The 11,435-nt window shown below is 60.8% G+C and carries 13 protein-coding genes; 7 read left to right on the top strand and 6 right to left on the bottom strand.

The genetic code is table 11. The features are described from left to right. Together Q0O19_RS12285 and Q0O19_RS12280 are read left to right on the top strand one after the other, a co-directional pair. Positions 1–757 (top strand): DUF4010 domain-containing protein (locus Q0O19_RS12285; RefSeq protein WP_295523396.1); only part of this gene is annotated, 757 nt, incomplete at its 5' end. 106 nt (positions 758–863) lie between these two features. Continuing rightward, on the top strand, positions 864–1,751 hold the full coding sequence (locus Q0O19_RS12280) for an SDR family NAD(P)-dependent oxidoreductase (protein ID WP_295523394.1): 888 nt from the start codon (positions 864–866) through the stop codon (positions 1,749–1,751). A 23-nt stretch (positions 1,752–1,774) separates the two neighbouring features. Here the strand turns inward: Q0O19_RS12280 and Q0O19_RS12275 are convergent, their stop codons facing one another. Both Q0O19_RS12275 and tsaE read right to left on the bottom strand, forming a co-directional pair. Next, complete coding sequence (locus Q0O19_RS12275) at positions 1,775–3,190, bottom strand: N-acetylmuramoyl-L-alanine amidase (protein WP_295523392.1); 1,416 nt, start codon at positions 3,188–3,190, stop codon at positions 1,775–1,777. Continuing rightward, on the bottom strand, positions 3,180–3,695 hold the full coding sequence (gene tsaE / locus Q0O19_RS12270) for a tRNA (adenosine(37)-N6)-threonylcarbamoyltransferase complex ATPase subunit type 1 TsaE (protein ID WP_295523390.1): 516 nt from the start codon (positions 3,693–3,695) through the stop codon (positions 3,180–3,182). The genes Q0O19_RS12275 and tsaE overlap by 11 nt, the downstream gene beginning before the upstream one ends. 69 nt (positions 3,696–3,764) lie before the next feature. Here tsaE and queG point away from each other — a divergent pair, with 69 nt between their 5' ends. After that, positions 3,765–4,841: a tRNA epoxyqueuosine(34) reductase QueG gene (queG, locus tag Q0O19_RS12265; RefSeq protein ID WP_295523397.1), complete on the top strand. Its 1,077-nt coding sequence runs from the start codon at positions 3,765–3,767 to the stop codon at positions 4,839–4,841. A 24-nt stretch (positions 4,842–4,865) separates the two neighbouring features. Here the strand turns inward: queG and Q0O19_RS12260 are convergent, their stop codons facing one another. Then, the gene (locus tag Q0O19_RS12260) at positions 4,866–5,771 is read right to left on the bottom strand and encodes an AEC family transporter (RefSeq protein WP_295523388.1); all 906 of its coding nucleotides are present in this window, start codon (positions 5,769–5,771) and stop codon (positions 4,866–4,868) included. 168 nt (positions 5,772–5,939) lie between these two features. On the opposite strand from Q0O19_RS12260, the gene Q0O19_RS12255 reads away from it, so the two are divergent. Together Q0O19_RS12255 and xerD are read left to right on the top strand one after the other, a co-directional pair. Beyond that, positions 5,940–6,914: a tripartite tricarboxylate transporter substrate binding protein BugE gene (locus tag Q0O19_RS12255; RefSeq protein ID WP_295523386.1), complete on the top strand. Its 975-nt coding sequence runs from the start codon at positions 5,940–5,942 to the stop codon at positions 6,912–6,914. 9 nt (positions 6,915–6,923) lie between these two features. After that, a complete protein-coding gene (gene xerD / locus Q0O19_RS12250) occupies positions 6,924–7,832 on the top strand; it encodes a site-specific tyrosine recombinase XerD (RefSeq protein ID WP_295523384.1) in 909 nt (302 codons plus the stop codon). Here xerD and Q0O19_RS12245 read toward each other — a convergent pair. After that, positions 7,829–8,632 (bottom strand): ferritin-like domain-containing protein, encoded by an 804-nt coding sequence (locus tag Q0O19_RS12245; RefSeq protein WP_295523382.1) that lies wholly within the window; start codon positions 8,630–8,632, stop codon positions 7,829–7,831. The genes xerD and Q0O19_RS12245 overlap by 4 nt on opposite strands. An 85-nt stretch (positions 8,633–8,717) precedes the next feature. On the opposite strand from Q0O19_RS12245, the gene Q0O19_RS12240 reads away from it, so the two are divergent. Next, on the top strand, positions 8,718–9,242 hold the full coding sequence (locus Q0O19_RS12240) for a gamma carbonic anhydrase family protein (RefSeq protein ID WP_295523381.1): 525 nt from the start codon (positions 8,718–8,720) through the stop codon (positions 9,240–9,242). An 80-nt stretch (positions 9,243–9,322) separates the two neighbouring features. After that, positions 9,323–10,309: an Hsp33 family molecular chaperone HslO gene (locus Q0O19_RS12235; protein WP_295523379.1), complete on the top strand. Its 987-nt coding sequence runs from the start codon at positions 9,323–9,325 to the stop codon at positions 10,307–10,309. Positions 10,310–10,327: 18 nt separating this feature from the next. On the opposite strand, the gene Q0O19_RS12230 is transcribed toward Q0O19_RS12235, so the two are convergent. Next, positions 10,328–10,996, bottom strand: a complete 669-nt coding sequence (locus tag Q0O19_RS12230; protein WP_295523377.1) for an ATP-binding protein — start codon at positions 10,994–10,996, stop codon at positions 10,328–10,330. A 10-nt stretch (positions 10,997–11,006) separates the two neighbouring features. After that, the coding region (gene pnuC, locus Q0O19_RS12225) for a nicotinamide riboside transporter PnuC (protein ID WP_295523375.1) at positions 11,007–11,435 on the bottom strand (429 nt) is incomplete at its 5' end.

Below are 11,435 nucleotides of genomic sequence, written 5' to 3'. Positions count from 1 at the left end.
ATGGGATGCCATCAATCCCCGTGAACTGACCCAGTTGATTGTGATGGTCATGGGTGTGAGCGCTGCCAGTTATGTGGGCATGCGTTGGATGGGGACCAGACTGGGTCTGGCCTGGGTGGGTTTGGCTTCAGGTTTTGTCTCCAGCGCCGCGACGATCTATGCCATGGGCAAACGGGCCCGTGATGAGCCGTCTTTGTTGGTGCCTGCCGCAGCAGGCGGGGTGTTGTCTTCCATCGCGACCTTGATCCAGATGGCCATGGTGATGGGATTGCTTTGCCCTGCGTTGTTGTGGGCCATAGCCTGGCCTTTGGCCTTGGGCTCGGGGGTGGCGAGCGTGCATGGCCTTTGGTTGTATCGACAGGCTTTGGCGCTGCCCATGCCGCAAAAATTGTCAAGCGCCGGCCATGCGTTTGACTTGAAAACGGCGGCAGGACTGCCGTTGCTGCTGGCCCTGGTGATGGTGGCTTCGGCAGGACTCAATGCCTGGATGGGGAGTGCGGGTTTGTGGGTCCTGGCAGGCGTCTCCGGCTTGGTGGATGCCCATGCCAACACCGCATCTTCCGCCACTTTGTTGGCGGCAGGCAAAATTGAGATGGTCCAAGCCATGCAGCTGTGTTGGGTCGGTTTCACCAGCAACGCACTGACCAAAGCGGTGCTGGCCTGGCGAGCCGGTGGTTGGGCTTTTGCCAAGATCGTCATTCCGGGTCAGGCTTTGGTGGTGGTCAGTATTTGGTTGGCGCATTTGTGGGTGCGTTAGCCTGCGATCTCATCCAACTCTCGGGTGTTGCTTGTCTGGGCGAGCCGCATTTCCTGGGCTGCCGGCCATAATTGGCGGCATCTGCCAAAGTGAACAAGGTGACTGCATGCCCTTATTTCCGATTGACAACCAGCCCCTTGCCGATGTCAGCGCTGCTCGGGCTGCCCATGCGCCTGTCGCCCTGATCACGGGAGGCAATGTGGGCATCGGCCGTGTGACGGCGATCGCGTTGGCCCAAGCGGGCTACCAAGTGGTCATCGCGGGGCGGTCGCTGGAGCGCACGCAACCGGTGCTGGACCAGATCCGGTCATTGGCGCTGGGCCCTGAGGCCTTGTTTTTGCCTTTGGACTTGGCCAGTTTGTCATCGGTGCGCGAATGCGCTGGGCAGTTCAAATCCCTGAACTTGCCCTTGCATCTGCTCATCAACAACGCGGGTGTGGCCGGCTTGCGCGGCAAGACGGTCGACGGATTTGAGATGGCTTTTGGCGTCAACCATCTGGGCCATTTTTTGCTTACCCACTTGCTTTTGCCCGATTTGACCGCTTCGGGGCCTGCTCGCGTGGTCACTGTGTCCAGCCGCGCGCACAAGCGCACCGCGGGCATCGATTGGGACGCTTTGCAAAGTCCCACCCGCAGCTGGACGGGGATTGACGAGTATGCGGTCTCCAAACTGGCCAACTTGCTGTTCAGCGCGGAGTTGGCGAGGCGAACCCAAGGCACGGGCGTGTCATGCTATTCGCTGCACCCGGGTGTGGTGGACACCGAAATTTGGCGAGCCCTGCCCGATTGGGCCCGCCCGCTGCTGCGATGGCGCGGCTTGATCACGGCCGAGGAAGGAGCGCAAACCACTTTGCATTGCGCCTTGCATGCCCCGGTCAGCGAATCGGGCTTGTATTTTGCCAAATCCCAAGTGGCTCACACAGCCCCGCTGGGCCAGGACAAGGCCTTGGCCCAGCAGCTGTGGGCGCGCAGTGAAGAATGGGTCAAACCCTGACTGTGCGCAGGGCAAGGCAGCGCTCAAGCCGGCACGCGGCTTCTGGACAAGGGTGGGTTGCGCGCAAAGTAAGCCACGATGCCCCGCAACAGGGCTTCGGTCAGTTGTTCTTGGTAGGCTTGGCTGCGCAATTTTTCTTCTTCTTGCGGGTTGCTGATGAAGGCGGTCTCCACCAGCACGCTGGGAATGTCAGGCGCTTTGAGCACGGCGAAACCGGCTTGCTCGACGCGGGGTTTGTGCAGGCGGCCTACCCCTCCGATTTCGCGCAACAAGGTGTGGCCCAACTGCAAACTGTCTTTGATCTGCGCTGCGGTGCTCATGTCCAGCAAGGCGTGTTGCACCTGGGCATCCTGGCTGCCCAAATTGATGCCGCCAATCAAGTCGGCCTTGTTTTCTTTTTGCGCCATCCAGCGGGCAGCGCTGCTCGAAGCCGCCCCCTGGCTGAGTGCAAATACGCTGGCCCCGCTGGCCTGGGGCGTGAAAAACGCATCGGCATGGATGCTCACAAACAGGTCTGCCTGCACCCGCCTGGCTTTTTGTACCCGCACATGCAGAGGCACAAAAAAGTCGGCGTCGCGCGTCAGGTAAGCCCGCAAGGGGCTGCCCCCCACGGTGCTGGCGTTGATGCGCTCGCGCAGCATTTTGGCGATTTTCAGCACCACGTCTTTTTCGCGGGTGCCGCCAGGGCCGATGGCACCAGGGTCTTCACCGCCATGGCCTGGGTCGAGCGCGACCACGATCAGCCGGTCGGTGGGGTCCGACAAGGGCGTGCGGGGCGGGTGCTTGGGGTTGTCCATTGCGGCCGAAGGTGCCTGCTCGAAGTCTTGTTTTCGGGTGGTGGGCGGCGCAGGCTTGGCCGAGGCTTGACTTTGGCGGGCGATCAAATCGCCCAAAGGGTCGTTCACAGGGTCCGTGTGGGGCAAGGCGGGCGAGTGTGTGGACGAAGGTGCTGGCGTGTTGGCCGTGGGGTTGAGCTTGGATGCTGCCCGTTCCTCGATGAGTTGCGCCAAGGGGTCGGTGGCCTGGGTGGGGTAGAGGTCGAGCACCAAGCGGTGGGCATAGGACGCCACAGGTTGCAAGGTGAAAACCTGGGGCGAGATGGCGCGCTTGAGGTCGATCACCAGCCGCACGGTGCTGGCATTGAATTGCCCCACACGGATGCCCGCGATGTTCGGGTCAGAGGCTTGCACTTTGCCCACCAACTCACGCAAGGCGGCGTTGAGTTCCATGCCTTCGATGTCCACCGCCAAACGCGGAGGTGACGCGATGAAGGTCTGGGTGGTTTTCAAAGGCGCATCCGATTCGAGGGTGACCCGGCTGTAGTCGGTCGCAGGCCAGATGCGCACGGCCAGCATGCTGGCACCGCGGACCAGTTGCGAGGCCCCCAAACTGAGCACCAGCAGACCGGCTTGAATCAGACGTCGGCGCTCAGGCTGCATGCGCCCAGCCCTCCAGCCAAGATTGCAACCAGATGTGTCCCCGTGATGTGCCAGCACCGACGCGCACTTGGCGCTGGTCGGCGTCAACCACCTCCATCGCAATCAACCAATCGGGGGCGGGCAGCTGCCCGCCCACTTTGTCGGGCCACTCCATGAGTTTGAGGCCCGGCCCGGCAAAAATGTCCCGAAAACCCGCGTCTTCCCATTCTTGGGGGTCATTGAAACGGTAAAAATCAAAATGCCAGATCGGCCAAGCGTCTTCGCCCGCGCCGGCTTGGTGGGGTTCCACCACGGCATAAGTGGGGCTTTTGATGCGGCCCAGCACCCCCGCTGCCCGCAGCAAGTGGCGCACCAGGGTGGTTTTGCCCGCGCCCAAATTGCCGCGCAGTTCGATGCGTGCGTCGCGCCCACCTGGCCATTTTTGCAAAGCGCTGGCCAGTTGTGTGGCAAACGCCTGCGTGGCGGACTCATCGGCCCACAAGGTGGTCCAGACCGAGTCGGTCAAGGGGACATCGGCGGGGCTTCCTACAATCGGCGGGTGACAGCTCAACGTACTCAAATTGACCTTCTTGAATTGTGGGCCCAGATCCAGATCTGGGCGGGTGAACTTGGATTGTCCCAAATTGGCGTGACGGGTGTCGATTTGTCATCGGCAGAACCCGGATTGCAGGCTTGGTTGGCAGCAGGTTTTCACGGCAGCATGGGCTACATGCAAAGCCACGGCATGAAGCGGGCCCGACCTGCCGAGTTGGTGCCGGGCACTGTGAGCGTGATCACCGCCCGCATGGACTATTTGCCGCAAGGCACGCCACCCGACTGGCTGGCGCAAGAAAGTGCCCGAAGCTTGCAGCCTGGCGAGGCGGTGGTCTCGCTCTATGCCCGAGGGCGCGATTACCACAAGGTCTTGCGCGGCCGCTTGCAACATCTGCAGGACCGCATCGCCCAGGCCATTGGCCCTTTTGGCCACCGCGTGTTCACCGACTCTGCTCCCGTGCTCGAGGCCGAGTTGGCCACCCGCAGTGGCTTGGGTTGGCGGGGCAAGCACACCTTGGTGCTGAGCCGAGAGGCTGGCTCGATGTTTTTTCTGGGCGAGTTGTTCGTGGACTTTGCGCTGCCCGACACACCGGCCGTTTCGCCGCATTGCGGTCAGTGCACCGCCTGCATGGACCTGTGCCCGACCCAGGCCATCGTTGGACCTTACCGATTGGATGCGCGGCGCTGCATTTCTTATCTGACGATTGAGCATGCCGGGCCGATCGACGAAGCACTGCGTCCCTTGATCGGCAACCGCATTTACGGCTGCGACGATTGCCAGCTGGCTTGTCCGTGGAACAAATTCGCCCAAGTCAGTACCGTGCCCGACTGGCAGCCGCGTGAGGGTTTGGGGTCTTCCAGCATCGTGCAAGGCATGTCCTGGAGCGAGGCGGAGTTTTTACGCCGCACTGAAGGCAGCGCCATCCGCCGCATTGGCCATGCCCGATGGCTGCGCAACCTGGCATTGGCCGCAGGCAATGCTTTGTCGGCCACGTCCCTCACCCCTGCCCAAAGGCAGGACTTGCTGATGGCGCTGAGCGCGCACCTCAACCACTCCGATCCGGTGGTGCAAGAGCAGGTGGCTTGGTCCTTGGCGAAAGGCACCCCGAACTTTTAGGATGCTCCCTCTCGGGTGAGGGGTTCAGCGCAGCACGCCCAGCGCAAACGGCAAGCTGAGCATGCCCGACAGGGTGGACAGCGTGACCAATCCGGCCACATAGGGCCCGTTGTAGCCCATGCGGGCCGCCAGCACATAGCAAGTCGATGCGGTGGGCAGGGCTGAAAAAGCCAGCAACACGGTGGTTTGCATGGCGGTCAGCCCAAAGAGTTTGGACATGCCCAGCGCGATCAAGGGCAGCAGCAGGTGCTTGACCATGACCACGCTGAGGGCCAGCAGCTTGCCTTGACCCAAGGTGCGCAGTTCCATGCCGGCCCCCGCCGCCATCAAGCCCAAGGCCAAAGAAGCGGCGCCGATCCGGCTCACGCTCGGGTCCATCCAGGCCGGGATGCTGAACCCCATCAAATTGAAGGCCAGTCCGGAACTGGTGGCGATGATCAGGGGGTTGCGGGCCAATTCCCGCAAAAAACCGGTGTTGGCATGGCGGGCCATGGGCCACACCGCACCGATGTTGAACAGCGGCACACAAAAACCGATCAAGACCGAAATCAGCAACAGCCCCTCAGGGCCCGCCAAGCGCTCGGCCAGAGCCAAGGCAATGAACGAGTTGAAACGAAAGCCCACTTGGGCGCTGGCCGCGTGGTCTCGGCGGTCCAAATGTTTGCCCAAAATCGGCCAGTAAGGCAAGCTGTACGACAGGGCAATCGCGCAGACCCCTAAACTCAGGCCAGCGCCGATGAGGCTGGAGGCGGCTTCCAGATCGAGCGGGCTTTTCACGATGGAGCGAAACAGCAGCACCGGAAACAGGAACAGGTACACCAAACTGTCCACCTGTTGCCACACCGAGCGGTTCAATGCAGTGAAGCGGCAAATCAGGTAGCCACACAAAATCAGGGAAAAATCAGGAAAAAGGAGTTGGGCGAAGTTCACCCGCAGAGCATAACTGTCCGGCCAAGCCAGATGGTGCCTGCTTGTCACCCCGGGGTAATAGAGGGGAGATGCCAAAAAGCCTGTGATCAGCACGGTATTGAGGGTTGCTCCTCTCTCATCCCGCCCTGTTTTTTGCATATCATGTGCGTACTTTCAAGGAGTTTAGACATGAAGCGTCGCAGTTGGGTTTCGGCAGCCGGTTGGGCTGTCACCGTTTTGGCCAGTGGTTCGGTGTGGGCGCAGGCCTACCCCAATAAACCCATCAAATTGCAAGTGCCATTTGCACCCGGCGGTACCACCGACATCGTGGCCCGTGTGATCTCTGAGCCCCTGAGCAAAGCCTTGGGCCAAAACGTGATTGTCGAGAACAAAGCCGGCGGCGGCGGCGTGGTGGGGGCGACAGAAACAGTTCGCTCGGCACCCGATGGCTACAACTTGGGCATGGCCACGGTGTCCACCACCGCCGCCAACCCGGCCATTAACCCCAAGATCCCGTACAACGTCTTGACCGACTTCACGCCCATCATCAACATCGCGGCCACACCCAATGTGATCGCGGTTCACCCCAGTTTTCCGGCCAAGGATTACAAAGGTTTCTTGGCTGAACTCAAGAAAAATCCGGGCAAATATTCTTACGCTTCGTCTGGCACCGGTGGCATTGGCCATTTGCAGACCGAATTGTGGAAAAGCCTCGCGGGTGTGTTCATCACCCACATCCCTTATCGGGGCGCGGGTCCGGCTCTGAACGACACGGTTGCAGGTCAAGTGCCCATCATTTTTGACAATTTGCCTTCGGCATTGCCTTTCATCCAAACCGGTAAATTGGTGCCGATCGTGGTGGCTGCGCCTCAGCGCTTGCCACAGCTGCCGAATGTGCCCACCTTCAAGGAAGTGGGCTTGGAGCCAGTCAATCGCATGGCTTACTACGGCATTTTGGGCCCCAAGAACTTGCCCAAAGAAGTGGTGGACAAGATCAGTGCCGGCGTGAAAAAAGCTTTGCAGGAACCGGGCGTGACCAAGCGCATCAACGACACCGGCTCTTTGGTGGTCGCCAACACACCCGAAGAGTTCACGGCCCAGATCAAGGCCGAGTTCGAGGTTTACAAGAAAGTCGTGGACCAGCAAAAACTCAAGCTTGACTGATCGGCGGCCATGCACGAGGCCAGCCAGAGTGCCATCGACCGCTTTGCCGAAGCCCTCTGGTTGGAAGACGGACTGGCCGCTAACACCTTGGCGGCCTACCGTCTGGATTTGTCCCTTTACGCCACCTGGTTGTTTTTGACGCACAGGCTGGCGCTGGAGGCGAGCCAAGAACACCACCTGCAGTCTTACTTTGCCGAGCGCCATGGTCAGACCAAGGCCACATCGGCCAACCGCAGGCTCACCGTGTTCAAGCGTTTTTTCCGTTGGGCGCTGCGCGAGCGCCTCATCCAGGTGGACCCCACTTTGAGAATGCTGGCGGCCAAACAGGCCCTGCGGGTGCCCAAAACTTTGGGCGAAGCACAAGTCGATGCGCTGTTGTCTGCGCCCGATGTCAGCACGCATCTGGGTTTGCGTGACCGCGCCATGTTGGAGCTGATGTATGCCAGCGGTTTGCGCGTCAGCGAGTTGGTGAACCTCAAAACCCTGCAGGTGTCGCTCAACGATGGCGTGCTGCGCATCATGGGCAAAGGCAGCAAACAGCGCTTGGTGCCTTTTGGCGACGAGGCACGTGACTGGTTGCAGCGTTACATGGGCCAAGCCAGACCGGCCATGCTGGGCCGAGGTCAGACCCCTGATCTTTTTGTCACCACCAGTGGCACCACTCCTGGCACCGCCATGTCACGCGTCATGTTCTGGAGCTTGGTCAAGCGCTATGCCATCCAGGCGGGCATCACTGCCCCCTTGTCGCCGCACACGCTGCGCCATGCTTTTGCCACTCATTTGCTCAACCATGGGGCCGACTTGCGCGCCGTACAAATGTTGCTGGGCCATGCCGACATCTCGACCACTACTATTTACACCCATGTGGCCCGAGAGCGGCTCAAAAACCTGCACGCACAGCACCACCCTCGGGGTTAATTCAGCGCGTCCAACTCCGCCTGCTCAAAACCCGCCAGTCGCCGTGCGGCCATGTTGAAGGGCGGGCGCAGTTTGGGCGCGTCGTATTGCGCGATCAAATCGGCATAGATGCTGACCGGGTTCAGACCGCGCTGCGCGCACAAGTAGCGGTACCAGTGGTTGCCTGCGGCCACATGGCCGATTTCGTCTTGCAAGATGATGTCCAGAATCTCACCCGCCCGGTGGTCGCCTACGCTGACGAGTTTGTTTTTGACACCCGGTGAAGCGTCGAGGCCCCGCGCTTCCAGGGTGCGGGGCACGATGCCGATGCGGGCGAGGATGTCACCCTGCGTGCGTTCGGCCATGTCCCACAGGGTGTTGTGTGCCGGAAAATCGCCGTAGTCAAAGCCCAGGCTCACCAGGTGATTGCGCAGCAGCAAAAAGTGCTTGGCTTCTTCTTGGGCGATGCGCACCCAGTCGGTGTAAAAAGCTTTGGGCATGCCCGCATAGCGCCAGACCACGTCCAGCGCCAAGTCAATCGCATTGAGCTCGATGTGCGCGATCGAATGCACCAGCATGGCTCGGCCCTCGGGCGTGGCCATGGACTTGGTTTTGAGTTGCGTGTGCGGCACCAATGGGGGGCGGGCAGCTCGGCCAGGGCCATAGCAAGGCGCTGTCAAGGCATCATGCGCGCCCACAGGGCAATCCAAGTCCAAAGCCAACGTGGTCTGGGCTTTCAAAACTGGATCTGTTTGGCACCAGGGGGCCAGTGTGGCTGATCGCAGGGTGGGCAAAGGGTCAGAAGTGGGCAGGGCTGTCATCGGCGTCACAGGTGCGCCCACGCCATCGTGTGGGCATCCCTACAATTGTAGGTTTACAAGACATGCCAACCAGCAGGAGACCCCCATGGCCATTTACCAACTGGATGATCAAATCCCCGATGTGGCCAGCAGCGCCTGGGTGGCCGACAACGCGCAGGTCATGGGCGCGGTCAAAATTGCGGCCGACGCCAGTGTCTGGTTTGGTGTGACGGTGCGCGGCGACACCGAGACGATTGAAATTGGTGAGGGCAGCAACATCCAAGACGGCAGCGTGATGCACGCCGACCACGGCAAGCCGATCAAGGTGGGCAAGCATGTGACGGTGGGCCACATGGTCATGTTGCACGGCTGCACCATCGGAGACGAGTCGCTGATCGGCATTGGCGCGGTGGTGCTCAATGGCGCCAAAATTGGCAAAAACTGCCTGGTGGGTGCTGGCTCTTTGGTGACCGAGGGCAAGGAATTTCCAGATGGCTCGATGATCATGGGTTCACCAGCCAAGGTGGTGCGCGAACTGAGTCCTGAGCAGATCGAAGGTCTGCGCCAAAGCGCCAAGCACTACGTGGAGAACGCCCGCCGCTACAAAACGGGCTTGAAAGCCATTGTCTGATTTCGGCTAGGGCTCGTTTGGTGTCCGCCGTGACATTTTTAACCCTTGAGGATCGGCCCTGCGGGGCTGTGGATTGAACTTTGTCTGAACTCCATAAATTCATTTTCGAAGGCCTGCCGGTTCGCGGCATGCTGGTTCGCCTGACCGATGCGTGGCAGGATATTTTGGCGCGTCGCGCTGCCAACTCCGAGACCGGCGCTTACCCTGCGCCCGTGCGCCAGTTGCTCGGCGAAATGGCTGCTGCGGGCGTGTTGATGCAAGGCAACATCAAGTTCAACGGGGCCTTGGTGTTGCAGATTTTTGGCGATGGTCCGGTCAAGCTCGGTGTGGTGGAGGTGCAGCCGGATTTGAGTCTGCGCGCCACCTGCACCCAGGTGGGCGAGGTGGCCGACTGCGCGACTTTGAGCCAAATGGTCAATGTGAACAATGAGGGCCGCTGTGCCATCACCTTGGACCCGCAAGACCGCTTGCCGGGCCAGCAGCCCTACCAAGGCGTGGTGCCTTTGTTTGGCGATCGGGGTGAAAAACTGGAAAACATCAGCGAGGTGCTGGAGCACTACATGCTGCAGTCCGAACAACTCGACACCGTGCTGGTGCTGGCGGCCGACGACAAAGTGGCGGCGGGTTTGTTGATCCAGCGTTTGCCCATCGAAGGCGAGGGCAATTTGGCTGGAAAAACCGATTCGCTGATGCGTGAGTCGGTGTTGGGCCAAAGCGAAGACTTCAGCCGCATCTCGATCCTGACCAAGAGCCTCAAGCGTGAAGAGTTGCTCACGTTGGACGCCGAGACCATCTTGCACCGTCTGTATTGGGAAGAACCGCTGGCGAGGTTCGAGCCCTTCATCGGCCAGACCGGTCCGCGCTTTGCCTGCCGCTGCAACCGCGAGCGTGTGGGCAACATGATCCGCAGCTTGGGCACCGAAGAGGTGGAAAGCATCATTGCCGAACAAGGCCAGGTGGAAGTGGGCTGCGACTTTTGCGGGGCGCAATACCGTTTTGACCCGGTGGACGCGGCGGGACTGTTCACTGGCGTGCCTGCCGATTTGCCTGGCGGCTCGGTCCACTGACCGACCTTCTGTGGGGCGTTAGCCTGATCGCTGTGCCAGCAAACCGGAAAACAGTTTGTGCTCGCAGGCCGGATCGCTGCACTCGTTGCATTGCCACACAGTACGCCCTTCGTTGATGGCGAATTGGGCGTTTTCTCGGGTCATGCGGGCTGCGTCGTCCTCGCCTGACAAACCCAAGGCCAACAATGCATTGTTCAGCCGCTGGTGGCCTTGCCCGTACACCACCCGGTAAGCAATGCCTGCACGCTCGAGCGCCTGGCGCACCAGGGTGTCGACAGGGCCGCGCACCTGAGGGCCGTCGCGCTGTAAACCGTCTGATACCCAAGGCAGGTCCAGACCCGTGACCAAGGTGGAGTCGTACAGGGCTTGGTGGGCCAAAGCCATGGGGTAGAGGCTTTCATCGGCAAACAAAAGGTGGCTGTAAACCGCTGTCATGAGGGGTGTGGTGTCTGCAATCACCACACCTTGTGGGATGCGCATCACCGCTTGGGCTTGGGTTTGGGCAATGCCAATTTGTTCGTGGGCCAAGGGCGTTCGGCCTTCGCGCTCGCACCAAGTGCGCAGCACCTCGTCGACGGTTTGGACGCTCTGTCCTCGCGATTGCATGACACCGGCCAAGGCCCTGGCCAAGCAGGATTTGCCGGTGCTTTCAGCGCCCACAATGGCGATGCGTTGCGGTTGGCTCATTCCAGTAGGCTCATTGGGCTTGTCCAGCCGCTTTGAGGGGCTGGCTTTGTCGCCAAGCCCGCCACCCCCAGACGCTCATGGCGGTGAACAGGGCATACAGCACGCAGGTCAACCACAGGCCTTTGTGGGCAAACAAGGCCACACTGATGGCGTTGACCAACACCCAGACCAGCCAGTTTTCAAGGTATTTGCGGCCCAGCAAAATTTGTCCCACCAAGCTCAAAGCGGTGGGCAGCGCGTCCCACCAGGCCACATCGCTGTCGGTGAAGAGTTGCAGCAGCAGGGCCAGTGCAGGCCAAAGCGCGGCGCTGCCGACCAGCACCACGAGCCAACCGCGCACAGACAGGCGCTGAATGGCGAGGGTGGTTTGGTCGTCGTCCGCCTTGCGAAGCCATTGCCACCAACCCCACAGGGAAATGGCCACAAACACCAGTTGCAG

The sequence above is a fragment of the Limnohabitans sp. Rim8 genome, assembly GCF_945869175.1.
Taxonomy (GTDB): Bacteria; Pseudomonadota; Gammaproteobacteria; order Burkholderiales; family Burkholderiaceae_C; genus Limnohabitans_A.
Note: the sequence above shows the minus strand (reverse complement) of the source record. Positions and strands in the feature narration are given on the sequence as shown.